Below are 23,215 nucleotides of genomic sequence, written 5' to 3' on the forward strand. Positions count from 1 at the left end.
TTACGTCCAGGCACGTAAGAGTGGGCCCGCCTGGCCGCCCCGGGGGACGCTGCCGCCCATGACCGCCACCGCGACCGCCCCCACCGCCGGCGAGCCGCGGGCCACCTACCGCGAGGTCCTGGCCCGCCCGCTGTTCCGCCTGCTCTTTGTCGCCCGGACCCTCGCCGTGGTGGCGGACAGCCTGCGGATCACCACCCTCTCGGTGCTGATCTACGCCACCACCGGCTCCCCGCTGCTCGGCGCGCTGGCCTTCGGGGTCGGCTTCGCCCCGCAACTGCTCGGCACCCTGCTGCTCGGTGCGCTCGCCGACCGGGGCCGCCCGCGCCCGCTGATCATCGCGGGCCAACTGCTGCGGCGCTCGCCGCGGCCGCCCCGGCGCTGGTCCGACTGCCGACGGCGGCGACCCTCGCGCTGATCGGCGCCGTCTCGTGCCTGACCCCGGTCTTCGGCGCGGTGAGCAGCCGGCTGATCGCGCTGGAACTGACCGGCGACGCCTATGTGCTGGGCCGTTCGCTGGGCAACCTCGCCAGTTCGGGCGGGCAACTGCTGGGCCTGGCGGGCGCGGGGGTGGCGGTCACCGTGCTCGGCGCGCGCGGTGCGCTCCTGGTCAGTGCGGCCGGCTATCTGGTGGCGGCGCTGTTGGTCCGGCTGCGGCTGCCCGCACTGCCCGCACTGCCCGCGCCGTCGGCCGACGCCGGGCGAGCAGCGGTGCTGCGGCACAGCTGGACGGGCAACCGCGCGCTGCTCGCCGACCGCGCCGTGCGCCGGCTGCTGCTCACCCAGTGGCTGCCGCCCGCCTTCGCGGCGGGTGCCGAGGGGCTGATCGTGGCGTACACCGGGGAGCGCGGACTGCCGCCCGGCTACGCCGCGTTGCTCCTCGGGGCGCTCCCGGTGGGGATGCTGGCCGGTGATCTGGTGGTGGGCCGCCTGCTGCGCCCGGCGCTGCGGGAGCGGCTGGTCGCACCGCTGGTCGGCCTGCTCGGGCTCCCGCTGCTCGGCTTCGCGCTGCACCCGGGCGCGCCGGCGGGTGCCCTGCTGCTGGTGGTCGCCGGCTGCGGGTTCTCCTATGGGCTCGGGGTGCAGCGCCGCTTCGTGACGGCGGTGCCGACGGACCGCCAGGGGCAGGCGTTCGGGCTGCTCTCGGCCGGGGCGATGACCCTGCAGGGCCTCGGGCCCGCGCTGTTCGGTGCCCTCGCGCAACTCGGAACCGCCGCCGCGGCGATGGCCGCGGCCGGCGTTGCGGTGCTGCTCACGGCCGGGTGGATCTGGCGGACGCTGCCGAACCTCTGAGCGGACGTCAGGCGCGGGGCGGCCTGGCCCGGTTCGCGGTCATTGACACGGACTGGTCCAGGCCGCTTCAGTGGTCTAGTCCAACGGGGTCGCTGCGCGCTGCGGGGTCGCTCCCCGTGCTGCCCCGACGGGCCTCCCCACCCCATCCGTTCGGCAGCAGAGACGCAGGAGCATCCCCACATGCGCAGTCTCAACAGAGCAGGATTCCCGTACGAACAGGCCAGCCCCCGCCCGCGGGTCCGCAGTCTGGCCGCCATGACGACCGCCTGGGCGCTGGCCGCCGCCGGTGCCGTGGGTCTCACCTTCGGCCTGGCACCGAGTGCCTCGGCCGGCGAGTACCTGGTCAACGGCGGCTTCGAGAGCGGTGCGCTCAACCCGTGGAGCTGCGACGGCAGTTCCGGAAGCATCGTCAGTAGCCCGGTGCACAGCGGAAGTCACGCGCTCGCGGGCGCGGCGACCGCGGCGGACGACGCCCAGTGCACGCAGACCGTCACCGTCACCCCGAACACCACGTACACGCTCAGCGCCTACGTGGACGGCGCGTACGTCTACCTCGGTGTCAACGGCGGTACCAGCACCTGGACTCCGAGCACCGGTGGCGGGTACCAGCAGCTCTCGGTCGGCTTCACGACAGCCGCGAACCAGACCAGCGCGACGGTCTACCTGCACGGCTGGTACGGCGAGGGAACCTACTACGCGGACGACGTCTCGCTCAGCGGCCCGGGCGGCCCGACCTCCACGCCGACCTCGACCGTCTCGCCGACCGGCAGCCCCACCTCGACGCCCACCTCGACACCGACGTCGACACCGACATCGACCCCGACGGGCACCCCCACGTCCTCGCCCACCGGGACCCCGACGCCGCCGCCGGACAACGGCCTGCCCACCCACGCTCTGGTCGGCTACCTGCACGCCAGCTTCGCCAACGGCGCCGGCTACCTGAAGATGTCCGACGTCCCCAGCTCCTGGGACGTCATCGACCTCGCCTTCGGCGAGCCCACCTCGGTGACCTCCGGTGACATCCAGTTCAACCGCTGCTCGGTGACCGACTGCCCGACCGCCGAGTCCGACGCCGACTTCAAGGCGGCCATCGCGGCCAAGCAGGCCCAGGGCAAGAAGGTGCTGCTGTCGATCGGCGGCGCCAACGGCGAGGTCCAACTCACCACCACCGCGGCCCGGGACGAGTTCGTCAGCTCGGTGTCGGCGATCATCGACAAGTGGGGCCTGGACGGCCTGGACGTCGACTTCGAGAACCAGTCCCTGTCGCTCAACGCCGGGGACACCGATTTCAAGAACCCCAGCACACCCGTCATCGTCAACACCATCGCGGCGCTGCAGCAGTTGAAGGCCAGGTACGGCGCCAAGTTCGTGCTGACCATGGCGCCGGAGACCTTCTTCGTCCAACTCGGTTACCAGTACTACGGTTCCGGCCCCTTCGGCGGCCAGGACCCGCGGGCCGGCGCCTTCCTGCCGGTGATCTACGCGCTGCGCAACGACCTCACCCTGCTGACCGTCCAGGACTACAACTCCGGTTCCATCATGGGCCTGGACAACCAGTACCACTCGATGGGCGGCGCGGACTTCCACATCGCGATGACGGACATGCTGCTGGCCGGGTTCCCGGTGGCGGGCAACACCAACAACATGTTCCCGCCGCTCGCGCCCTCCCAGGTGGCGATCGGCATGCCGGCCAACACCTATGCGGGCAACGGCTATGTGGCGCCCAGCGCGGTGGACCAGGCGCTGGACTGCCTGACCAAGGGCACCAACTGCGGCGGCTACGTGCCGCGCAGCGGTCCGCAGCCCGGTCTGCGCGGCCTGATGACCTGGTCGATCAACTGGGACCAGTACAACGGCAACGAGTTCTCCGGCAACTTCCACAGCTACTTCGGCTGAGCGTTCCCCCGGCCGGCTGACGGCTGACGGCTGACGGCTGACGGGCGGCGGGCGGCGGGCCGGGGCCCGCCGCCCGCTAGGGCCGCGGCGTCTTCACCCCGTGGACGGCGGCGTACTCCTCGGCCAGCCACGGGCCCAGCTCCATGAGCAGCAGGGCGAGTGCTCGCGGATCCGGGTTGCCGGCCCGGGCGATCGAGGCGGCCGCGCGCATCTGGTCGCCGTGCTCGGGGTAGTACCGGGCGAAGATCTCGGCGGATTCGGCGAGATCGCTGGTCCAGCCCTGCCAGCGCGGCATCACGAGGGTGAAGCCGGCCCGCACGATCGTGCGGGCCGCGCCCCGGCTCAGCGTGCGGCGCTCCGCCTGCGTGCCGGCCGCCGTCGCGCGGGCCTGCCAGCGGGGGAGGAGGCGTCCGAGATCGCCGTTGGTCTCCCGGGCGAGCAGGGTGTCGGGGCGGTAGCGGGGGAGCTGCTCGGCGAGGTCGGGGCCGAGCAGCGGGGTGCACAGGCAGGCGACGAACCAGCCCAGGTCGTACCGTTCCAGCTCGCTGAGCAGGGTCTCGGTGCTGAAGAGCAGGATGCCCCCGCCGTTGATCTGCCCGAACCGCGCGTCGAGTCCGGCCTGCAGGGCGTCGGCGGCGGACCGGTCGGCGGCCGTCGGCTGCCGGCGCAGCGCCAGCAGCAGGTCGAGGTCGGAGTGCCCGGGCACCGCCGTGCCGCGCGGGATGCTGCCGTAGAGGTAGGCGCTGTCCAGCAGTTCGGGGCCGAACGCGGCGGCGATCCCCTCCCGCGCCGCGGTGACCACCGGCTCGAAGGCCACGGGCACCTTGCTCAGCGCGCCCTCACGGACGAACAGGCCGTCCTGGTCCAGGCCCTTGGGCGTCATGCCGGTGATCTTCGTCATGGCCCTCAGCCTGCCACGGGCCCAGCTCCGGGCGCGCCTCGGTATCGGTGCCGGGCCAGGACGGCACGGTGGTGGCCAGGATCACCAGCGCGGCAGCGCCCTCGTCCGCGCGGAACTGGAAGGCGGTCCCGAGCGGGATGCTCACCGTGATGCCCACCCGGAGCGGGGTGATCTCCGCCCGCCCGCCCTGCCGCCGCCACAGCCGCCCCGAACCGGCCACCACATGCCAGATCTCCTGCACCGTCGCGTGCGACACCGCCCGCGACACCGCGCCCGCGGCCAGCTCGAAGCGGGCCATGCTCGCCACCCCGGGCAGTTCGCCGAGCGGCGTGACCGTGGAGCCGTCCGGCGCCACCACGTCCACCGCGTCCGCCTGCTGCCAGGTCCGGTACGGCTGGTGCGTCATGCCCGTCCCTCCCCGTGGGCCGCCGCCCAGGCCCGCGCCGCCGCGATCCGGCGGGCCGTGCTCGGGTGGGTGGCGAAGAGCAGCTCCAGCAGCCGCGGCGGATCGACATCCGCGACGTTGGTCAGCGCGAGGCGGCGCTGCATCGCGATGAACTGCTCCGGATCGCCGGTGAGTCGCAGGGCGTGCTGATCCGCGCCGGCTTCGATCCGGCGGCTCACCGCGGCCTGCGCCGGCCCGCTCAGCGCACCCAGCACCGCGGCCAGCGCCGCCAGCAGCGGCAGGGAACGCGGGTCGGCCACGTCCGGGGCACCGGCGCCGGAGAGCAACGGGTGCAGCGACGCCAGCAGGCCGAGCACGGCCACGGCCACGGCCGCGCCGAGGGCGCCCAGCGCGGTGCCGCGCGGCACGTCGCGGTGCACCACATGGCCCAGCTCGTGCGCGACCACCAGCTCCACCTCACGCGGTTCGGCGGTGCGCAGCAGGGTGTCGTAGGCGACGATCCGGCGGGTCGCACCGAACCCCGAGACATAGGCGTTGAGGGCGGTGGTCCGCCGCGAGGCGTCGGCGACCAGGACGTCCCGCACCCGCACCCCGTCCCGCTCGGCGAGGGCCAGCAGCGTGCTCCGCAGGTCGCCGGGCGGCAGCGGGGTGAAGCGGTTGAACAGGGGCTCCACCAGCAGCGGGAAGAGGAACGAGAGCGCCACCGTGAGCAGCGCGGCCGCGCCCGCCGCCGGGGCCCACCACCAGCGGGTCGACCACCCCGTCAGCGCGTAGACGCCGAGCGCGGTGGGCAGTGCGACCAGCAGGCCCAGTGTCAGCGCGCGCAGCTGGTCCACCGCCCAGCCGGCCCAGCCCTGGGTGACCAGCCCGTAGCCGTGGCGCACCACCCGCACCCGGGCCGCGAACGGCAGCCCGACCAGCTGTCCGATCAGCACCAGCGCCGCCATCCCGGCGAGCACCTGGGCCGTCCGCGAGCCACCGAACAGCCCGCCGGCCCAGCGCACCAGATGCGCTCCGGCGGGCGTCAGCCCGAGGACGAGGGTCACCGCCAGGCCCACCAGCCGCCCGCCGAGCACCCAGGGCACCTGCGCCCGTCGCAGCCCGCGTCCGCGGGCCAGCTGCTCGGGCGTGAAGTCGGCCCCGGCCCCCAGCCGGCTACCGCCCTCGTGCCCGGCCTGCGCCGCCACACCGCTCACCCGTGACCACCTTCCGCACACCCGCACGCCCACCCGACCGGCTCGGGCCCGTGCCACCCAGCCACCCTAGGCCGCCTACCCGGCTGCGGGCAGCCACCCTAGGCCTCCTACCCGCCTGCGGGCAGGCGCCCTAGCGTGGTTACCCGCTTGCGGGCAGGGGGCCCGCGCCGGCTACCGCATCCCGGGGGAGTCGTCCTCGGTCACCCGCTCCACCGCCACCATCGCCGCGTCGTCCCCCAGTCGCCCCCCGGCGTGGGCCAGCAGGTCGTGCCGCAGATGTTCGAGCAGGAGCTTGGGGCGGTCGGTCGTCCAGGCGCGCACGCGCTCGGTGAGCGGGTAGAAGGCGCGGGTGGCGTCGCGGGCCTCGATCACGCCGTCGGTGTAGATCAGCAGCCGGTCCTCGGCCGTGAACGGGAACTCGTCGGCGTGGTAGCCGCTCTCCAGCAGGTTGCCCAGCCCCAGCGGCGGCGCGGGGCGCCCGGCGTCCAGCGCCAGCACCTGGCCCCGGTGCAGCAGCAGCGGTGGCGGATGGCCGCAGTTGATGACCTGGATCCGGTTGCCCTTGTCGGGGATGTCCAGCAGCACGGCGGTGATGAACGACTCCGCCGGCTGGCGCTCGGCGTCCAGCAGCAGGTCACCGTCCTCCGGTGGATCCCCCGGCGCCTCGTCCAGCGGGCTGGGCTCCAGGGCCGCCGCCAGGTCCCAGCTGACGCTGCCGTCGAGGTACGCCGCCAGCTCGGGCAGCGAGGCCTGCAGGTGCGCGGCGGCCCGGAACGCGCCGAGCAGCAGCGAGGCCTCGCCCAGCGAGGTCAGGCCCTTGCCCCGGACGTCGCCGACGAGCAGCCGGGTGCCCGAGGCGGTGCGGGCCGCCGCGTAGAGGTCGCCGCCCACCTGGGCCTCGGCCTCGGCGGCCAGGTAGACCGAGGCGATCCGCAGCGAACCGATCCGGTGCGGCAGCGGACGCAGCAGCACCCGCTGGGCGGCGGCGGCCACCGAGCGGACCTGGACCAGCTCCCGGGCGTGCCGGTCGCGCAGCGCCGTGAACGTCACCACGGTGCCCGAGACCACCACCAGGCCGACGAGCTGGGTCTCGTGGTTGGAGGTGGCCAGGCCGTCGCGCATCACCCCGATCACCGTCAGGGCGGCCACCGCCAGCAGACTGACCAGCGCGGTCAGGCGGGTGCCGGCGAAGGAGGCGGTGATCGCGGGCGCGACCACGAGCAGCGGGCCGAGGTGGATCTGCGGCGGGCTGAGGATGTCCACCGTGGCGATCACCACGATCAGCGTCAGTGGGAGCAGCACCAGGGCGCGCCCGGATCGCCGGGGCCGGGAGCCGAAGTCATCGGAACGCCGCTGGGGAGGCACCTTTCCTCTCTACACCCCGCCTGCCCGCCGCGCACCGCGAGGTAAAGTCGCGACCAACGGATCTTGGGGGCGGGAGACGGGCGGACGGCCCGACGGGGGGAGCAGGCGTGAGTGCCGACGGGAGCGGGGGGTCCTGGCGTTTCGACGACGAGGAGGGCGCGGCGGGTGAGCCGATGGAGGTGCTGGCCGATCCCGCCTCCTCCCCTCCCGTCTCGCGATTCGGCCTCACCCGCCGGCAGCTGCTGTTCGGCGGCGCCGTGGCGCTGACGGGCGGCGCGGCCTGGGCGGTGAACCGGCGCTCGGCGAGCCCGCCCGCGCGGTCCGCCGCGCCCCCGTCCGGCGGTCCCGGCTCCGCCGCTCCCCGGGCGGCGCCCAGCGGGCCGAAGCCGCGCTGGACCTATCGCGGCACCGGCCGGCTCCAGAACAGTCGGATGGGCAGCCTCACCCTTCCGCCGCTCTACCTGACCGACGCCGACCTGGCGCAGCTCGATCCGGCCTCGGGCAGCGCGCTGCGGCACTTCTCCGTCTCCACCGCGGGGCAGCTGCTCGCGGGCGGCTCGCGGCTCTTCGACGCCGGCGCGGACAGCGATCAGGAGCCGGGCCGCATCATCGGATACGACCTGGACACCGGCGCCTCGGACTGGCAGTACGCCGCGCCGGCCGGCACGCCCGGCGGCCCGCAGGCGCAGCTGCGGGCATTCGACAGCGACGGCACCGCGCTCTACTGCCGCAACGACGGCTTCGTCGGGCCCGGCTCGAACGACCCCGGACGCGCGGAGAGCGCCCTGATCGCCGTCTCGCTCGCCACCCGGCAGCCCATCTGGCAGGTGCCGGTGGAGCACAACGAGCTGATCATCCGGCTCGCCGTGGTCCCGGGCGGACGGCTGCTGATGGAGGGCACCTCCAGCACGTCCCTGCTGGACGCCCGGGACGGCCGCCGGCTCTGGACGATCGGCGGGACCGGCTGGTGGAACGCCGACCAGCAGTGGATCTACGCGCCGGACAACAGCTCCGGGCTGCGCCTGCTCAGCATGGCGGACGGCAGCGTGCACCGGACGCTGAGCCCCGGGCCGGGTGACTCCTGGCGCTACCTGGCCCCGCTGCCGGGCGACAACGGGCGGCTCTTCCTCTTCAACGACGACGGGCTGGTCACCGCGCTGGACTCGGGCGACGGCGCCACGCGGTGGACCTACCAGCTGCCGTTCCGGCTGGACTACCGCAGCCGACCGCTGCAGGCGGGCGGCCTGCTGCTGGTGCCCGGGCCGACGGACGGTGGCGTGGTCGCCCTCGACGCCGCGGCGGGGACCAAGCGCTGGGCCTTCCAGGACGGCGAGGCGGGCGTCGACGTCTGGTCGCTCTCCACCGACGGCCGGTACTGCTACGCCGGCCACGACCTGGTGCTGCACGCCATCGACCTGCACGCCGCCTGAGGGGAGCTCGGCGGCAGGCCCTAGTGGACGACGGTCACATGGACCGTCATCGTGCCCAGCACGCAGGGGATCGGGTCGCGGTGGTCCGCGTACGGGCCGCAGGTCGGGAGGTTCTGGTAGGACCAGGTGAGCTCGGCGCTGCCGGTGGTGGTGGCGGTGTAGATCTCCAGCACCTCGCTCTCGCAGCCGGCCTCGGCGGGCGCGCAGCTCCGTGTGGTGGCGCTCGGATCCTGGTGCACGATACGGGAGTTGGCGCTGGTGCCGGTCGTCCAGGCGCGGGGCTGGGCGTTGCGGACGGTGGCGACCCCCAGCCGTTCGCCGACGTGCAGCCGGACTTCGCTGGACTGGTTGCCGCTCGCGCTCCCGGGGAGGGCGATCTTCTGGGCCACCGGTGGCGCCGGCGTCCCCGAGGAGGAGCAGCCGGCCACGGCCAGCAACGTCAGCGCGAGCACACCTGTCTGACGCCTCGTCAGATTCCGTCGGGCCCGCGTCGAGACCGTGGTCATGCTCACTCTCTCCCAGTTCCTGGCCCGCTCGGGTGGGTGCGGGCGTGTTGGTCGAGCATAGAGGGTTGTTCGCGAACGGTCCTTGTGCCGTCCGTGCTGGTGCTGCGGTCAGCGGGGGTGCGTCCAGTCGCCGGAGGCGATCGGGGCGGGGTGCGCGCGCAGCCGGGCGGCCTGCTCCGGGCCGGCCAGGTAGACCCAGGCGGTCACTTGCTCGGCGGGGTCGGGGGCGGGGGGACCGGCACTGGCGTCGGTGGTGGTGGTGGCCGTGGCGGCGGTGGGGGTGGAGGCGGACGCGGAGGCGGTGACCGTGACGGGGAGCGGAAGGCGGATGTAGTGGCCGCTTCCGTCCGGGCGGCACCCCTCCAGCAGGTCCAGCGCGGCCAGTACCGGGGTGAAATCGCCCGGCCGGACGGTGATCAGCTCGCCGAGCACCCGCCGTCGGGAGTCCGGGTCGGCGACCAGGTACGGGTAGCCGGGCCCCTCGTGCAGCAGCGCGCCCGCCAGCACCGCCGGTTGGATCCGCGCGCAGTGGCCGCCCAGGAAGTGCGCGTGGTTGCGCTGCCCGGGGCGCAGCGTGCCGTAGACGAAGAACGGCAGCGGCCGGTCGGTCACCGTGGGCCCTTCCTCTCTCCGTGACACTCTCTCCGTGGCGCTCTCTGCGCGGCACGGGTACCTGCTCGGTGCGGCATGGTGTGTACGCCGATTCTCGCCGCTGGTGGAGCGCGGGGAAATGGGGGTCCGATCAGTCCTCGATACCCGCTGGCGGCCGGGTGCCCCGATGCGCTCTGATGAGCGCTGGCCGGACAGTACCGACATCGGGAGACACGCATGACATCGATCGGGGCCCAACGCTCCTCCGCCGCCTCGGGTCCGGGCTCCGCCGCATCGCTCGGGCCGGGCGGCGCCCGGATTTCGAGGACCGTCTGGGCCGCGCTCGCCGTGGTCTACGTGGTCTGGGGCTCCACCTACCTCGGCATCCGGATCGCGGTGGAGACCATGCCGGCGCTGCTCTCCGGAGCGGTCCGCTTCCTGGTCGCCGGGCTGCTGCTGTTCGGGGTGCTGGCCTGGCGGCTGGGGCCGCGCGCCTTGCGGGTGAGTCGCCGTCAGCTCGGTTCGACGGTGCTGGTCGGCGTGCTGCTCCTGGTCGGCGGCAACGGGCTGCTCGTACTGGCCGAGGGCCGGATCCCGTCGGGCCTGGCGGCGCTGCTGGTGGCGGTGGTGCCGCTCTGGGTGGTGGTGCTGCGCACCGTCTTCGGTGATCGGCCCGGGGGAGCGGCGCTGGTCGGGGTCCTGCTCGGCCTGGTCGGGCTGGGCGTCCTGTCGGCCGCCGGGTTCAGCGGGAGCGTGTCGCTGAGCGGTGTCGTGATGATCATGATTGCCTCGCTCTCCTGGGCGATCGGCTCGTTCATGTCGAGCCGACTGCCGATGCCCGCCAACCCCCTGGTGGCGAGCGCCTACGAGATGCTGGCGGGCGGGCTCGGCTGTCTGCTGGTGGCGCTGGTCCGGGGCGAGGAGCGGGGGCTGGACCTCGGCGCCGTCTCCACCCGCTCCTGGCTCGCGCTGGGCTACCTGATCGTGGTCGGCTCGCTCGTCGGGTTCACGGCCTATGCGTGGCTGCTCCAGTCCGCCCCGCTCAGCCTGGTCGCCACCTACGCGTACGTGAACCCGGTGGTCGCGGTCTTCCTCGGCTGGCTGGTCCTCTCCGAGCGGCTGACCGGGTCGGAGCTGCTCGGCGGGGCGGTCGTGGTGGCGGCGGTCTGCGTGGTGGTGAGTACGGAACGGCGGCGGTGAGGTGGCACCGGCGCGGGTGGGCGGGGGGTACGGGGCGGCCGTACCTTGGGGGGAGGGGGCTAGGAGTGAATGGAGTCCGTGATGCCTGGTTCCGTCACGATCGGCCACACCGAGGCCGTCACCGCTGTCGAGCACGCGGATGCCGAGCGGCTGGCCGTGCTGCTGGATGAGATGGGCCACCTGCTGGCCATGGGCGGCCCCAACCGCCTGACCGACGCCCAGGTCAGCGCCCTCTGCGGGGGCGAGGAGCGCAACCGCGACGAGTTCGCCCGCTGGTGCCGTGGCATGGCGGCGCACCTGCACGAGAAGCACTGACCGGGCGCAGCTGGCGGATGGCTGGCAGCAGCTGGCAGCTGGCAGTCGACGGCTAGTGGATGGCAGATAGCAGCTGGCGGATGACAGATTTCAGAATCTGTCATCCGCCAGCTGCTATCTGCCATCCGTCGTCCCCCGACCGTCACCCGTCATCGCACACCTGCCATCCGCCGACCGTCATCCGTCGCCTGTCACCCACCGCCCCACCCGCCCCACCGCCCCCCGACAGAGCGTCAACCCCCCTGCCAGTCACAGCACACGGAACCCTTGACAGTGATCGCGGGCCCGTGAGTACATGCCAACCGTGCCGATACCCGCTCCCGTCCCAGCCTCCCTACGGCGCCCGCTCGCCCGCGCCGTACCCGCTCTCGTGCTGGCGGTCGCCGCCGCACTCTGCCTCCCCACGGCGGCCACCGCGGCCACCGCAGCCACGTCGGCGACCGCGCCCGCCGCCGGTGCTCCCGCGCCCACCGGGCACCTGGAGACCAACTACGGCAACCCGGTCACCGCGCTGCCCCCGATCAGCCGCCCGGACACCCCGCACTGCACGGTCACCGCCATGCAGCACGACTTCGCCAACAGCTACGGCCAGCCGTTCACCGGCACCCTCGCGCCGCCCGCCTCCTGCCCGGGGCCGTGGAACAAGGTGGTCCTGGACTGGAGCGGCAGCGTCGCGGGCCGCCAGTACGACCGGCTGGCCGGGGTCTGGATCGGCGGCGCCGAGGTCCTGCGCACCAGCACCCCGGAGCCCGACGCCGCCGGCATCAGCTGGCACGTGGACCAGGACCTGACCAGCTTCATCCCGCTGCTGCGCACCCCGCAGCCGCTCGTGGTGGACCTCGGCAACGTGGTCAACTCCACCTACACCGGCGTCTATCACATGACGCTCACGGTCACCTACTACCAGGCCGACCGGAAGCACCCGGCGGCCACCACGGCCGACCAGGTGCTCCCGGTCTCGCAGTCGACCACCGCCGCGGGCTGGTGGACGCTGACCAAGGGCCAGACCGCCACGTCGACGTTGACCTTCCCGCGCAACCTCACCAGCGCCCACCTCCAGCTCTACGCCCGGGGCGGCGGCTGCGAGGAGTTCTGGTACTCCAACGTGCCGGACGACTACGCGGCCGCCCACCCCTCCTGGGGGCTCTGCGGCGGCGGCACCTACCGCGAGGTGCAGGTCCTGGTCGACGGGCGGCTCGCCGGGACGGTGCAGCCGTTCCCGGCCATCTACACGGGTGGGATCAGCCCCATGATGTGGCGGCCGATCCCCAGCATCGACGCCTTCCGCACCCAGCCCTACGACGTCGACCTGACGCCGTTCGCGGGCACCCTCACCGACGGCCGGCCGCACACCGTCACGCTGGTCCCGCCGGCCGGGATCAGCGACGGCTGGACGCTCGACGGCAGCCTGTTCCTGGACACCGACCCGGCGCGCGCGCAGACCAGTGGTGCGGTCACCAGCGACACCATCACCGCCGCGCCGCAGGTGGCCACCACCGAGACCGCGCAGGCCGACGGCGGCGAGCTGATCACCGCGAGCACCGGCCGGGACTGGACGGTGGCCGGCTACGTCGACACCTCGCGCGGCCGGATCACCACCCGGTTGGACCACCATGCCGAGTACCGCAACAGCGACACCATTTCCGGCCAGGGGCAGAACCAGGTCAGCTCGCAGCAGGACAACGGCTGGACGGTGACCAGCACCGACCGCGGCCACGGCGCCCCGGAGCAGGCACGCAGCAGCTGGTCCTACCCGATCGACGTGACCAGCACCTACGTGCCGGGCACGGGCGCGGACAGCTACTTGGCCCGCGGTCAGGTCACGGTGGCCCGCAGCCTGACGGACGAGACGCGCCGCGGCAACGGGCGCTGGCACGAGCGGGCGAGCACCGACGACCGGATGTCGGCGCAGGGCGTGCTGGAGCGCCAGTCCGGCACCATGGTGCAGGCCGACGGCAGTTCGGACGAGCACTACGTGGGCCGCACGGCCGACGGCGGCTGCTACGACCACGAGTTGGCCGCCGATCACGGCTACCTGACGCTGGACCGGCTCCGCAGCTGCCGCTAGCCGAGCCTTCGGCCGCTCCGGCGGCAGCTGACGGTCCGTATGCCGTCAACTGCCGCCGGAGTAAAGGCCGCCGAGCGCATTCGTCACCCTGATCCGCATGCTCTTCGTGAGCGAACTCTCCATTCGCAGCCCCCACCGTGCGCGGCGATCGGCACCCGGCTCGAAAAGCGCTTTCCGCCTACCTCGGGTGGGCGCGCCGGATCCGACCGGCCGCCCTCGCCGCCCCCGGCGGGTAATGCGGCGAGAAAGTGAGCGGGACGTGCGGGGCAATGATTCCGTCGCCCGGAGATCTCTCCGGCCGACGATCTGCCGAGCCGCCCGAACCGGCCACCCGAATCAGTCGCCCGAACCAGCCGCCCGAGCGATCCGTCGAGCCGTCCGTCGAGCCGTCCGCCGTCGTGCTCCCGCAGCGCGGGCGACGGGGCGTCAGGATCGCGTCAAAACGCCTCTGGCCTGCCCTCATGTCCGGTTCCGGGCTGGCGGACTGCGGGATTCCGGTTCCGTGTCCGCGTGCTCCTCCGGACCAGCTGATGCTCCGTCGACCGGGTGGCCGACACGGCCTTGCGGATGGTGAGATCTCCGTCACATCGCGCTTCTCGAAGGTTTTCGCCTGACGGCCAGTGATACATCTGTGACCTGCGGAAACGTCCTGTGTCGGGTGTGATGCTTGGAGGATCGACCAAGTCCACCGACTGAGTTGATCTTGTTCTGAACTGTGTTCTGCGCTTCACTCGTGCGGGTGTCAGCGGCGGAACGGGGTGCGGCCGCCTGTCTGAGAGTGCGATCGGGGCCAGGTGCGGCTCCGATGCTTGAGGCCTGACGAGATTGTGAGCACCTTTGCGTAAGAGGACCGCGCGTCAGAAACCCGCGCTGCGCCGACACCTGGCCCGGGTGACGGACCGGCGGCTACCGCGCCGCCTCCTCGGGACGCTGGTCACCCTGCCCGCCCTGACCTCGTTGGCCGGCTGCGACACCGCGCACGGCCAGGGCGGCAGTGAGCTGTGGGTCGCGAGCGGCGCCGCCGCCGTGGTGCTGCTCGGCGGCACCGCCGTGGTGGTCCGCAGAGTCACCGCCCGGCCGCTGGAGAAGGCCCGTGATCTGGCCACCCGCAACCTCGCCGCGCTGCTCGACGAGCGCGGTGGACTGCTGGAGGAGCGCGCGCGGCTGACCGCCGAACGCGACGCGCAGAACGGGCAGGTGCAGTCACTCGCCGGTGAGCGCCGGATGCTGCTCCAGGAGCGGGAGGAACTCCAGCGACAGCAGCAGGAGTTGAGCCGCCAGTGGGGCGAGGCCGTGGCCGCGGGCGGCGAGTCGGCCGACCGGGTGGAGGAACTGCTGCGGGAGTGCGAGCTGCTGCTCGCCGAGCGGGACGACCTGGCCAAGGAACGGGACGAGCTGCAGGGCAGCGTCGACGCCACCTTCGTCAACCTCGCGATGCGCACCCTGACCCTGGTCGAGCGCCAACTGGTGCTGATCGAGGCCCTGGAGAGCCGGGAGGCCGACGCGGCCCAGCTGGAGAGCCTGTTCCGGCTCGACCACCTCGCCACCCGGATGCGCCGCAACAGCGAGAACATGCTGCTGCTGGCCGGGCTGGAGAACAGCTCGCGCAGCCGCAAGACGGTCACCCTGCTGGACGTCGTGCGGGCCGCCGTCTCCGAGATCGAACGCTACGAGCGCGTCAAACTGGGCTTCCTGGCCGCCGTCCGGCTATCCGGCGCGGTCGCCGACGACACCAGTCACCTGCTGGCCGAACTGCTGGAGAACGCCACGGCCTTCTCCCCGCCGCAGGAGCAGGTCGAGGTCGGCGGCTGGCAGTTGGACAACGGCGAGGTGATGATCTCGGTCAGCGACCGGGGCATCGGCCTGCCCGCGGAGCGGCTGCACGCCCTCAACGGGCAACTCGCCGAGCCGCTGCCGGCCGGCCCCGCCGACCGTCGGGACGTGCTGCTCTCGGGCGCGCTGTCCGGCCGCAGCATGGGCCTGTTCGTGGTGGCCCGGCTGGCCGCCCGGCACGGCGTCCGGGTGCAGCTGCGCGAGAACGGGCAGGGCGGCGGCGTGACCGCCATGGTGGTGCTGCCGCGCGAGGCGCTGCACCAGGACGGGACCGTCGGTGCCGACCTGGACGACCAGCGGCGGGCCGAACGCAGCGCCGCGGCGCAGGCGCAACAGGTCCGCGCGGCAGCGGAGTTCGCCGCCGAGCTGGCGCCGGCCGAACCCGTGGCCGCGGCGGCCCGTGAGGGTCGGTCCGCGACCCCGGCGACGCGACAGGGCCCGGGCGGCGAGAGCGTCGACGACGCGGACCTGCCGCCACTGCCGCGCCGTCGCCCGGCCCACGCGGCGCCGAACGCGCCCCAGGCCGCCCCCGCGTCGGCGGCGGAGTCCGCCACGCCCACGCCTGCTGCGGACTCCGCTCCGGCCCCCGCCCCCACGTTCTCACCGGTGGCCGAGGACGACCGCGCCGCCGAGATCGACCCGCCGACCCAGCAGCTGATGGTCGGCCACCTCCGCCGGGCGCTCGGCGCCGAGGCCGGTGCAGATACCGGTGCAGATACCGGTGCAGCCCCTGGGGCCGCCGCCGGGCCCGCCGGGCCTGCCGGGCCCGCCGAGCCTGCCGAGCCCGCCCAGGGTGCCGGGGCCCCGGGGGACCGCGGGACCCGCGAGACACCCGAGGGCGGCGAGGTCACCTCGCTCGGCCTCCCCAAGCGGGTCCCCAGAGGCAGTGGGCTTCCGGGTACTGGCGAGACCCCGACCTCCGGCCTGCGCCGGCTCGCCGCCGAGCCGACGGCGACCGAGGCCGGCCAGGGCGCCGCCGCCACGCCGTCGCGTCGGCCCCGTACCTCCGCCGAGGAGCTGCGCCGCAGGCTCGGCGGCTTCCAGAGCGGGCTGCGTCAGGCGGCCCGCGACTCCGCCGCCGAGGAACAGGACCGATGACCGATCCCGACCACCGGAACACCCCGGCAGCCGCCCCGCTGTCCAGCTCGTACGCCATCCCCTACGCCATCGGCCGGCCAGGCGTCGGGCAGTCCGGCACCGGGCGGCCCGGCATCGGACAGCCGGGTGCCGGTCAACTCGCCGCCAGCCACCAGCCGGTGAGCCAGGGCGCGTCGAACGTCCGCTGGCTGCTCGGCGATTTCCGCGACTCGGTCACCGGAGTCGAGGAGGCCGTCGTGGTCTCCTCGGACGGACTGCTGCTCGCCGACGCGCGGCACAGCACCCGCTCCGACGAACTGGCCGCCATCGTCTCGGCGTTGACCAGCCTGGCCGGCGGGCTGGCGCGGGCCATCGAGTTCGGTGGGGTCAAGCAGACCATGGTCACCATGGACGAGGGGCACCTGGTGGTGATGGCCATCAGCGACGGGTCCTGCCTCGGCGTCTACGCCTCGCTGCAGAGCGATCTGGGCGTGCTGGCCTACCAGATGGCGCTGCTCGTGGAGCGCGCCGGCCATGCGCTGACACCTCAGGTGCGCAGCGAACTCCACCGGGCGATGGCCGTCCGATGAGTCCGGAGTCGAGTCCGGAATCGAGTCCAGAGGAGGTCGGGAGCATGCCTGGCACCGTTGGCAGCGGGAGCAGTGGGAACGGCGCGTTCGGTCCGAGCGGCCCTGGGGGCGTCGGCCCCGGGCACGGGCGGCGCACCGACACCGTCCGTCCCGGGCAGGGGCGTTCGTCCCGGGTGCGGCCGTATGCGATCACCCGCGGCCGGACCAGGTTCGGCCGGGTGCTGCTGGTCGAGACCCTGGTGTCGGCGCTCAACCGGCCGGCCGACCCGGCCGACCGCGGGCTGCCCGAGCTGGCCGCGATCTGTGACGTCTGCCGGGGGCAGATGCGCTCGATCGCGGAGATCTCCGCACTGTTGCACATGCCGCTCGGGGTGGTGAAGGTGCTGGTCAGCGACCTCGCCGACCAGGGCAGGATCCGGGTGCACGGAGCGGACGTGGCTGACGGTACGGATCTGGCCGGGGAGCTTCCCGGCGCGTCGAAGCGCGATCTGCTGGAGAGGGTGCTGGGTGGACTTCGCAAGCTCTGAGGTGGTTCCGCCCGGCGTTCCGCTGGTGGCGGGCAGCGCCACCTCCACCAAGATCGTGGTGGCGGGCGGATTCGGGGTCGGCAAGACCACCTTCGTCCGCTCGGTCTCCGAGATACCCCCGCTCACCACCGAGGCGGTGATGACCGAGGCGAGTGTCGGGGTGGACGACACCGCGGCGGTCCCGGCGAAGTCCGCCACCACCGTGGCCATGGACTTCGGGCGGATCACCCTCGAATCGGACCTGGTGCTCTACCTGTTCGGCACCCCGGGGCAGGGGCGCTTCTGGTTCATGTGGGACGACCTGGTGCGCGGCGCGGTCGGCGCCGTGGTGCTGGCCGACACCCGCCGACTGGCCGACTCCTTCCCGGCGTTGGACTACTTCGAGGGCAGCGGGCTGCCCTTCGTGGTGGCGGTCAACCAGTTCGACGGCGCTCCGGTCTACACACCCGAGGCGGTCCGCGACTCGCTGGCGGTGCCGGACCAGGTACCGGTGCTGATCTGCGACGCGCGTCAACGGTCCTCCGCGGTCGAGGTGCTGGCGGCCTTGGTGCTGCACGCGCTGGCCGCCGAGCCCGGGCCGCCGCCCTCCAGTCCGCTTCTGACGGCACGCCTCTGACGTTCCGTCACATCTGCCGGGCCGGTCGGGCCGCCAGGCAAGTCAGTGATCCACCAAGCAAGAAGGCAGGCAGCGATGCGCAAGATACTGATCGTCGGGGCCGGGCAGGCCGGGCTCCAGCTGGCGCTGGGCCTCCAGTCGCACGGCTACGACGTGACGGTGATGACCAACCGCACCGCGGCCGAGGTGCGCGACGGGCGGGTGCTCTCCACCCAGTGCATGTTCAGCACCTCGCTGGGCCACGAGCGCGAGCTGGGCATCAACTTCTGGGAGGACGCGGCGCCCAAGGTCGAGGGGCTCGGCGTCTCGGTCAGCGGCCCGGAGTCCGCCCGGGTGATCGACTGGGTGGGCAGACTGGACGGCTACGGGCAGTCGGTCGACCAGCGGATCAAGATGTCCGGCTGGCTGGAGACCTTCGCCCAGCGCGGCGGCCAGGTGGTCATCCACGGTGTCGCCGTCTCGGACCTCGACTACTTCGCCCGCACCTATGACCTGGTCCTGGTCGCCGCGGGCAAGGGCGAGTTGGTCTCGATGTTCGGCCGCGACGCGAGCCGCTCGCCGTACGACTCGCCGCAGCGCGCCCTCGCGGTCTCCTACGTGCACGGCCTCGGCCCGCGCCCCGAGCACGACTTCAAGGCGGTGCGGTGCAACGTGGTGCCGGGCGTCGGCGAGTTGTTCGTGATCCCCGCGCTGACCATTTCCGGCGCCTGCGACATCCTGTTCTGGGAGGGCATCCCGGGCGGACCGCTGGACGTCTTCGGGGGCGTCAAGGACCCCGGCGAGCACCTGCGCCTGACGCTGGAGCTCATGAAGACCTACACCCCCTGGGAGTACGACCGCGCCCGCGACGGTGTCGAACTCACCGACGCGGGCGCCACGCTGGCCGGCCGCTACGCCCCCGTGGTGCGCAACCCGATCGGCGAACTGCCCAGCGGCGGGCTGGTGTTGGGCGTCGCGGACGTCGTGGTGGCCAACGACCCGATCACCGGCCAGGGTTCGAACAACGCGGCCAAGTGCGCGGCCGTCTACCTGGACGCGATCCTGGCCCACGGCGACAAGCCGTTCGACCGGGACTTCATGCAGTCCGCCTTCGACCGCTACTGGGAGAACGCCCAGCACGTCACCAAGTGGACCAACGCGATGCTCGCCCCGCCGCCGGAGCACGTGCTCAACCTGTTCGGCGCGGCGGGCCAGCTCCCGGCCGTGGCTGACCGGTTCGCCAACGGCTTCGACAACCCGGCCGACTTCGAGAACTGGTTCTACGACCCGGAGAAGGCCGGCGCCTTCCTGGCCTCGGTGACCCCGCAGGCCTGACCCGGCAGTCGAGTCCGCCGCCCTGCCCCGCCCCGGCGCCACCGGCGGCGGGGCAGCTCGCTTCAGGGCCCTCGGCGCCCCGCTCAGGACTGGATGGCAGCCTTCAACTCGCTGCACACGCGTTCGTGCCAACTCCCCTCACCACGCTGCGGTCCCGGCCGACGGTTCGTGATCTGCTGTCGCAGCCACGTCACGGACAGGTCGCCGAACTGTCCGCTACGGCTAGCCTGGGGGAGTGTCGAAAGGGGTGGGGGCGATGGAGAGCACGGGCGGATTCGAGATCCGGCGGCGCTGGTCCGGGGATCTGGACGGCTGCGTGGCCGCGCTGGCCGGTGTTCACGAGGCCGATGGCTACCCGGTCGACTGGCCCGCCGAGCCGGCCCGCTGGCTGGTCGAGTCGGACCAACTCGCTTCCTGGGTAGCGGTGTCGGCGGGCGGTGAGATCGTCGGGCATGCCGCGCTCTGCCGCGGTGCCGGGTCCTCGGCGGGTGAGGTCTGGGCGCGGCGGGCCGGGCGGGAGGCGGCGGAGGCGGGCGCGGTGAGCCGGCTGTACGTGGCGCCGCCCGCGCGCGGGTACGGGCTCGGCGAGCGGTTGCTGGCCTCGGTGGTCGGGCAGGCGCAGGCGTGGGGGCTGCACCCGGTGCTGGACGTGGTGACGACCGGCAGCGCCGCCGTCGCGCTCTATCAACAGCTCGGCTGGGAGCTGATGCTGACGGTTGATCAGACCTGGCCGAACGGATCGGTGGTGGCCGTGCACTGCTTCGCGGGGGCCGAGGGCGCCTGACTGCCCGGGCGGTGGGCGCCGCCGCAGCGGCCGCGCGCGGGGAACGGTCTCGCAGGGAGTGGGCGGGGAATGGCCTCACGAGGCGGCCCCGTGCTGCTCGGCCCCTGGTAGCTTTCGCCGCATGACCATTGATCATGAAGCCCGCAGGCCCGCGCCCGTCACCGCGGACGACGTCGACCAGGCCGTCCAGTTGGCCCTCGCGACCCTTGAGGGGGCCGTCGTCGGCGCCGACTGGTCCGTCCCGGCCGGCGAGTTGGAGTGGGACTGCTGGGAGACGCTGGAACACGCCCAGGACGGCCTGTGGGCCTATGCGGCGCAGGTGGTCACCCGGCGGGTGCCGCTGGAGCGCTACCTGGCGCTGCGCTGGCATCGCGAGCGGCCGGGCGGTCCGGCCAACGCGGTGTGGGGCCAGCGCGAGGCGGGGCCGGCCGCGTTGCTCGAACTGCTGGAGGCCGGTGGGGCGTTGCTGGCCTCAGCTGTGCGGACCACGGCGCCGCAGGTGCGCGGCTACCACTCCTACGGGGTCGCGGATCCGGAGGGCTTCGCCGCGATGGGCGTGGTGGAGACCCTGGTGCACACGGAGGACGTGGTGCGTGGGCTCGGGCTGGACTGGGCGCCGTCGGGGGAGTTGTGCGAGCGCGTGCTGGCACGGCTCTTCCCCGAGGTGCCGCGGGACGGCGCCGTGGCGGACCAGTGGACGAACCTGCTCTGGGCGGTCGGCCGGGTCGAACTGCCCGGGCGGCCGCGCCGCGTGTTCGAGCGGTGGCACAGCGCTCCGCTGACGTAGGGCAGTCATCCGTCGCAGGCCGTCGCGCCGACCATGGCGCAGGCCCTCCCGAAGGCCGTGAAAGGTTGCCTCTGGACAGATAGCTCTTATTGAGAGCTAAAATTATCGTATGCCTGTCACCGACCCCGGGTTCCCCGCAGCGCCAAGCTCGGACCCGGAACTCATCGACGAGTTCCCGGCTCTCCTCGCCGGCATCCCGCGCCTGGTGCGTCGCCGCCTGCGTCAGGAGCTCACGGTGCCGCGCCTGCGCGGTGCCCAGGTGGAGCTGCTGCGCCTGGTGGCGGCCAATCCCGGTCTGCGGGTCTCGGCCGCCGCCAAGGAGCTGTGCCTGGCGGGCAATTCGGTGTCCACCCTGGTCAACCAGCTGGTCGCGGCCGGTCTGTTGCGCCGCGAGGTGGATCCGGCCGACCGGCGGGCAGCGCTGCTGCATGTCACCGCGGAGGCGGCCGAGCGGCTGGAGGCCTGGACCGCCAACCACAAGGCGCTGGTCGGCGGCCTGGTCGCCGAACTCCCCGCCGAGGACCGGGCCGCCCTGGCCGCCGCGCTGCCCGCGCTGCGCCGGCTCGCGGCCGGACTCCAGCGCGGGGACGACGGCGCCGGGGGCGAGAGCACCGGCGATCACGACGGCGATCACACCGGCGATCACGACGGCGATCACACCGGCGACCGTGCCGGCGTCGACGACGATGGAGGGGACGACCGATGACGGACACCGACACCGACACCACCGCCGCGACCCCACCGGCCCCCGAGGAGGCCGTGGTCTGCCGCGACCTGGAGTACTCCTTCGGCCACGGCAAGCGCGGCTCGGCCGGCACCAAGGCCGTGGACGGCGTGGACCTCACGGTGTACACCGGCGAGGTCTTCGGCCTGCTCGGCCCGAACGGCGCCGGCAAGACCACCACGATCCGCGCCATCACCACCCTGCTGCCGGTGCCCGCCGGCATGGTCCAGGTCTTCGGCCAGGACGTCGCCCGGCGCCGGATGGAGGTGCGGCGGATGCTCGGCTACGTTCCCCAGCAGCTCTCCGCCGACGCCGGTCTGACGGGCCGGGAGAACGTCGAGCTGTTCGCCCGGGTCTTCGACGTGCCACGCGGCGAGCGTGGCCCGCGCGTGGCCCAGGCGCTGGCCGCGGTCGATCTGACCGAGGCGGCCGACCGGTTGGCCGGCACCTACTCGGGCGGCATGGTCCGGCGTCTGGAGCTGGCGCAGGCGCTGGTCAGCGCGCCCCGGCTGCTGGTGCTGGACGAGCCGACCATCGGCCTGGACCCGATCGCCCGGACCAGCGTCTGGGAGTGCATCGACGCGGTGCGCCAGGCCACCGGCATGACCGTGCTGGTCACCACCCACTACATGGACGAGGCCGATCAGTACTGCGACCGGGTGGGCCTGATGGACCGCGGCAAGATCCGCGCCCTGGGCACCTCCGAGCAGCTGAAGGACCAGGTGAGCGGGCAGAACCCGGAGCTCGAACACCCCACCCTGGATGACGTGTTCCGCCACTTCGCCGGGCGCGATCTCGGCCGTGGCCAGGCACCGGAAGGAGACTTCAGCGATGTCCGCCGTACCCGCCGCACCGCTTCCCGCGTCGGCTGACCAGGCCGCGGGCGAGTCTGCCCCCGCCGCGCAGACCCCTGCCGCGCAGACCCCTACCGCGCAGAGCCCCGCCGGACAGGCCGCCCTCGGGCAGTCGTCGGCCCGCCGTCCCGACCTCGGGCTGCTGCTGGTCCCGCCGCGCGCCCGGACCGGCTGGCGGCTGGTGCCCGCCCGTGTGCTGGCGATGTGCGCGGTCGAGCTGCAGAAGCTGCGCCACGACCGTACCGAGCTGTACACCCGGGCCGTCCAGCCGGCCCTGTGGTTGCTGATCTTCGGTGAGACCTTCACCAAGCTGCACGCCATCCCCACCGGCGGGATCCCGTATCTCGACTACCTGGCGCCGGGGATCATCGCGCAGTCCGCGATGTTCATCGCGATCTTCTACGGCATCATGATCATCTGGGAGCGCGACTCCGGGGTGCTCACCAAGCTCCTGGTCACTCCGACGCCGCGGGCCGCCCTGGTCACCGGCAAGGCGTTCGCGGCCGGGGTGAAGGCGGTGATCCAGGCCGTCGTGGTGGTGGTGATCGCCGCCGCGCTCGGGGTCGCGATGACCTGGAACCCGCTGCGGCTGCTGGGTGTCGTGGTGGTGGTCCTGCTCGGCTCGGCGTTCTTCTCCTGCCTCTCGATGACCATCGCCGGGATCGTGCTCACCCGCGACCGGCTGATGGGCATCGGCCAGGCGATCACCATGCCGCTCTTCTTCGGCTCCAACGCCCTCTACCCGGTGGCGCTGATGCCCGGCTGGCTCCAGGTGATCAGCAAGGCGAACCCGCTGAGCTACCAGGTGGACGCGCTGCGCGGCCTGTTGATCGGCACGCACGCCCACCTGGCCTCCGACTTCGCGGTGCTGGCGCTGGCCACGGTGCTCGGCATCACCGCCGCCTCGGCCCTGCTGGGACGGCTGGCGAGGTAACGCCCCACAGA

General features: G+C 73.3%; 23 protein-coding genes. 17 read left to right on the top strand and 6 right to left on the bottom strand.

The window, feature by feature from the left end; translation table 11 throughout:
* The first annotated feature begins 58 nt into the window (after positions 1 to 58).
* From ACFZB9_RS16925 to ACFZB9_RS16935, 3 genes are all read left to right on the top strand, one after another.
* Positions 59 to 415, top strand: a complete 357-nt coding sequence (locus ACFZB9_RS16925) for a hypothetical protein (RefSeq protein ID WP_391447796.1) — start codon at positions 59 to 61, stop codon at positions 413 to 415.
* Positions 416 to 453: 38 nt separating this feature from the next.
* Positions 454 to 1,290 (top strand): hypothetical protein, encoded by an 837-nt coding sequence (locus ACFZB9_RS16930; protein ID WP_391447798.1) that lies wholly within the window; start codon positions 454 to 456, stop codon positions 1,288 to 1,290.
* Positions 1,291 to 1,545: 255 nt separating this feature from the next.
* Positions 1,546 to 3,186 carry a chitinase gene (locus tag ACFZB9_RS16935; protein ID WP_391447799.1) on the top strand — a complete coding sequence of 547 codons (1,641 nt, stop codon included), beginning with the start codon at positions 1,546 to 1,548 and terminating at the stop codon, positions 3,184 to 3,186.
* Positions 3,187 to 3,262: 76 nt separating this feature from the next.
* Here the strand turns inward: ACFZB9_RS16935 and ACFZB9_RS16940 are convergent, their stop codons facing one another.
* The 4 genes from ACFZB9_RS16940 to ACFZB9_RS16955 all read right to left on the bottom strand — a co-directional run bounded on the left by ACFZB9_RS16940 (position 3,263) and on the right by ACFZB9_RS16955 (position 6,991).
* Positions 3,263 to 4,087, bottom strand: coding sequence for a nucleotidyltransferase (locus ACFZB9_RS16940; RefSeq protein WP_391447800.1), 825 nt, complete (start codon positions 4,085 to 4,087; stop codon positions 3,263 to 3,265).
* The gene (locus ACFZB9_RS16945) at positions 4,026 to 4,493 is read right to left on the bottom strand and encodes a cupin domain-containing protein (RefSeq protein WP_391447802.1); all 468 of its coding nucleotides are present in this window, start codon (positions 4,491 to 4,493) and stop codon (positions 4,026 to 4,028) included. The genes ACFZB9_RS16940 and ACFZB9_RS16945 overlap by 62 nt, the downstream gene beginning before the upstream one ends.
* The gene (locus ACFZB9_RS16950) at positions 4,490 to 5,689 is read right to left on the bottom strand and encodes a M48 family metalloprotease (protein WP_391447804.1); all 1,200 of its coding nucleotides are present in this window, start codon (positions 5,687 to 5,689) and stop codon (positions 4,490 to 4,492) included. Before ACFZB9_RS16950 ends, ACFZB9_RS16945 begins: the two co-directional genes overlap by 4 nt.
* Positions 5,690 to 5,860: 171 nt before the next feature.
* Complete coding sequence (locus ACFZB9_RS16955; protein ID WP_391447805.1) at positions 5,861 to 6,991, bottom strand: PP2C family protein-serine/threonine phosphatase; 1,131 nt, start codon at positions 6,989 to 6,991, stop codon at positions 5,861 to 5,863.
* Between the two features lie 170 nt (positions 6,992 to 7,161).
* Here ACFZB9_RS16955 and ACFZB9_RS16960 point away from each other — a divergent pair, with 170 nt between their 5' ends.
* Complete coding sequence (locus tag ACFZB9_RS16960) at positions 7,162 to 8,484, top strand: PQQ-binding-like beta-propeller repeat protein (RefSeq protein WP_391447806.1); 1,323 nt, start codon at positions 7,162 to 7,164, stop codon at positions 8,482 to 8,484.
* Positions 8,485 to 8,504: 20 nt separating this feature from the next.
* On the opposite strand, the gene ACFZB9_RS16965 is transcribed toward ACFZB9_RS16960, so the two are convergent.
* Complete coding sequence (locus tag ACFZB9_RS16965) at positions 8,505 to 8,936, bottom strand: hypothetical protein (RefSeq protein WP_391447807.1); 432 nt, start codon at positions 8,934 to 8,936, stop codon at positions 8,505 to 8,507.
* Between the two features lie 162 nt (positions 8,937 to 9,098).
* Positions 9,099 to 9,602: a gamma-glutamylcyclotransferase family protein gene (locus tag ACFZB9_RS16970; RefSeq protein ID WP_391447809.1), complete on the bottom strand. Its 504-nt coding sequence runs from the start codon at positions 9,600 to 9,602 to the stop codon at positions 9,099 to 9,101.
* A gap of 216 nt (positions 9,603 to 9,818) precedes the next feature.
* Here ACFZB9_RS16970 and ACFZB9_RS16975 point away from each other — a divergent pair, with 216 nt between their 5' ends.
* The 13 genes from ACFZB9_RS16975 to ACFZB9_RS17035 all read left to right on the top strand — a co-directional run bounded on the left by ACFZB9_RS16975 (position 9,819) and on the right by ACFZB9_RS17035 (position 23,204).
* The gene (locus ACFZB9_RS16975) at positions 9,819 to 10,781 is read left to right on the top strand and encodes an EamA family transporter (RefSeq protein WP_391447811.1); all 963 of its coding nucleotides are present in this window, start codon (positions 9,819 to 9,821) and stop codon (positions 10,779 to 10,781) included.
* A gap of 81 nt (positions 10,782 to 10,862) precedes the next feature.
* On the top strand, positions 10,863 to 11,096 hold the full coding sequence (locus ACFZB9_RS16980) for a hypothetical protein (protein WP_391447813.1): 234 nt from the start codon (positions 10,863 to 10,865) through the stop codon (positions 11,094 to 11,096).
* A 295-nt stretch (positions 11,097 to 11,391) separates the two neighbouring features.
* Positions 11,392 to 13,164 (top strand): peptide-N4-asparagine amidase, encoded by a 1,773-nt coding sequence (locus ACFZB9_RS16985; RefSeq protein WP_391447815.1) that lies wholly within the window; start codon positions 11,392 to 11,394, stop codon positions 13,162 to 13,164.
* 837 nt (positions 13,165 to 14,001) lie between these two features.
* Positions 14,002 to 16,095: an ATP-binding protein gene (locus tag ACFZB9_RS16990; protein WP_391447816.1), complete on the top strand. Its 2,094-nt coding sequence runs from the start codon at positions 14,002 to 14,004 to the stop codon at positions 16,093 to 16,095.
* Positions 16,096 to 16,253: 158 nt separating this feature from the next.
* Positions 16,254 to 16,664 (top strand): roadblock/LC7 domain-containing protein, encoded by a 411-nt coding sequence (locus ACFZB9_RS16995; RefSeq protein ID WP_391448074.1) that lies wholly within the window; start codon positions 16,254 to 16,256, stop codon positions 16,662 to 16,664.
* Positions 16,665 to 16,708: 44 nt separating this feature from the next.
* The gene (locus tag ACFZB9_RS17000; protein WP_391447818.1) at positions 16,709 to 17,191 is read left to right on the top strand and encodes a DUF742 domain-containing protein; all 483 of its coding nucleotides are present in this window, start codon (positions 16,709 to 16,711) and stop codon (positions 17,189 to 17,191) included.
* Complete coding sequence (locus tag ACFZB9_RS17005; RefSeq protein WP_391447820.1) at positions 17,172 to 17,807, top strand: ATP/GTP-binding protein; 636 nt, start codon at positions 17,172 to 17,174, stop codon at positions 17,805 to 17,807. The genes ACFZB9_RS17000 and ACFZB9_RS17005 overlap by 20 nt, the downstream gene beginning before the upstream one ends.
* Before the next feature lie 75 nt (positions 17,808 to 17,882).
* Positions 17,883 to 19,121 (top strand): styrene monooxygenase/indole monooxygenase family protein, encoded by a 1,239-nt coding sequence (locus ACFZB9_RS17010; RefSeq protein WP_391447821.1) that lies wholly within the window; start codon positions 17,883 to 17,885, stop codon positions 19,119 to 19,121.
* A 256-nt stretch (positions 19,122 to 19,377) separates the two neighbouring features.
* Positions 19,378 to 19,905, top strand: a complete 528-nt coding sequence (locus ACFZB9_RS17015; protein ID WP_391447823.1) for a GNAT family N-acetyltransferase — start codon at positions 19,378 to 19,380, stop codon at positions 19,903 to 19,905.
* A gap of 121 nt (positions 19,906 to 20,026) precedes the next feature.
* Positions 20,027 to 20,692, top strand: a complete 666-nt coding sequence (locus ACFZB9_RS17020; protein WP_391447825.1) for a hypothetical protein — start codon at positions 20,027 to 20,029, stop codon at positions 20,690 to 20,692.
* A 109-nt stretch (positions 20,693 to 20,801) separates the two neighbouring features.
* Positions 20,802 to 21,398 (top strand): MarR family winged helix-turn-helix transcriptional regulator, encoded by a 597-nt coding sequence (locus ACFZB9_RS17025; RefSeq protein ID WP_391447827.1) that lies wholly within the window; start codon positions 20,802 to 20,804, stop codon positions 21,396 to 21,398.
* On the top strand, positions 21,395 to 22,288 hold the full coding sequence (locus ACFZB9_RS17030) for an ABC transporter ATP-binding protein (RefSeq protein WP_391447829.1): 894 nt from the start codon (positions 21,395 to 21,397) through the stop codon (positions 22,286 to 22,288). The genes ACFZB9_RS17025 and ACFZB9_RS17030 overlap by 4 nt, the downstream gene beginning before the upstream one ends.
* Positions 22,248 to 23,204 carry an ABC transporter permease gene (locus ACFZB9_RS17035; RefSeq protein ID WP_391447831.1) on the top strand — a complete coding sequence of 319 codons (957 nt, stop codon included), beginning with the start codon at positions 22,248 to 22,250 and terminating at the stop codon, positions 23,202 to 23,204. The genes ACFZB9_RS17030 and ACFZB9_RS17035 overlap by 41 nt, the downstream gene beginning before the upstream one ends.
* Positions 23,205 to 23,215 lie beyond the last annotated feature (11 nt).

The organism is Kitasatospora sp. NPDC008050 (assembly GCF_042957465.1).
Classification (GTDB): Bacteria; Actinomycetota; Actinomycetes; order Streptomycetales; family Streptomycetaceae; genus Kitasatospora.

Bases quoted from the DNA above. Each gene is read 5' to 3' on its own strand.
- ACFZB9_RS17025 (WP_391447827.1), top strand. From the start codon at position 20,802: ATGCCTGTCACCGACCCCGGGTTCCCCGCAGCGCCAAGCTCGGACCCG.
- ACFZB9_RS17035 (WP_391447831.1), top strand. From the start codon at position 22,248: ATGTCCGCCGTACCCGCCGCACCGCTTCCCGCGTCGGCTGACCAGGCC.
- ACFZB9_RS16980 (WP_391447813.1), top strand. From the start codon at position 10,863: ATGCCTGGTTCCGTCACGATCGGCCACACCGAGGCCGTCACCGCTGTC.
- ACFZB9_RS17020 (WP_391447825.1), top strand. From the start codon at position 20,027: ATGACCATTGATCATGAAGCCCGCAGGCCCGCGCCCGTCACCGCGGAC.
- ACFZB9_RS16985 (WP_391447815.1), top strand. From the start codon at position 11,392: ATGCCAACCGTGCCGATACCCGCTCCCGTCCCAGCCTCCCTACGGCGC.
- ACFZB9_RS17000 (WP_391447818.1), top strand. From the start codon at position 16,709: ATGCCTGGCACCGTTGGCAGCGGGAGCAGTGGGAACGGCGCGTTCGGT.
- ACFZB9_RS16940 (WP_391447800.1), bottom strand. From the start codon at position 4,087: ATGACGAAGATCACCGGCATGACGCCCAAGGGCCTGGACCAGGACGGC.
- ACFZB9_RS17010 (WP_391447821.1), top strand. From the start codon at position 17,883: ATGCGCAAGATACTGATCGTCGGGGCCGGGCAGGCCGGGCTCCAGCTG.
- ACFZB9_RS17015 (WP_391447823.1), top strand. From the start codon at position 19,378: ATGGAGAGCACGGGCGGATTCGAGATCCGGCGGCGCTGGTCCGGGGAT.
- ACFZB9_RS16945 (WP_391447802.1), bottom strand. From the start codon at position 4,493: ATGACGCACCAGCCGTACCGGACCTGGCAGCAGGCGGACGCGGTGGAC.
- ACFZB9_RS16975 (WP_391447811.1), top strand. From the start codon at position 9,819: ATGACATCGATCGGGGCCCAACGCTCCTCCGCCGCCTCGGGTCCGGGC.
- ACFZB9_RS16935 (WP_391447799.1), top strand. From the start codon at position 1,546: ATGACGACCGCCTGGGCGCTGGCCGCCGCCGGTGCCGTGGGTCTCACC.
- ACFZB9_RS17030 (WP_391447829.1), top strand. From the start codon at position 21,395: ATGACGGACACCGACACCGACACCACCGCCGCGACCCCACCGGCCCCC.
- ACFZB9_RS16925 (WP_391447796.1), top strand. From the start codon at position 59: ATGACCGCCACCGCGACCGCCCCCACCGCCGGCGAGCCGCGGGCCACC.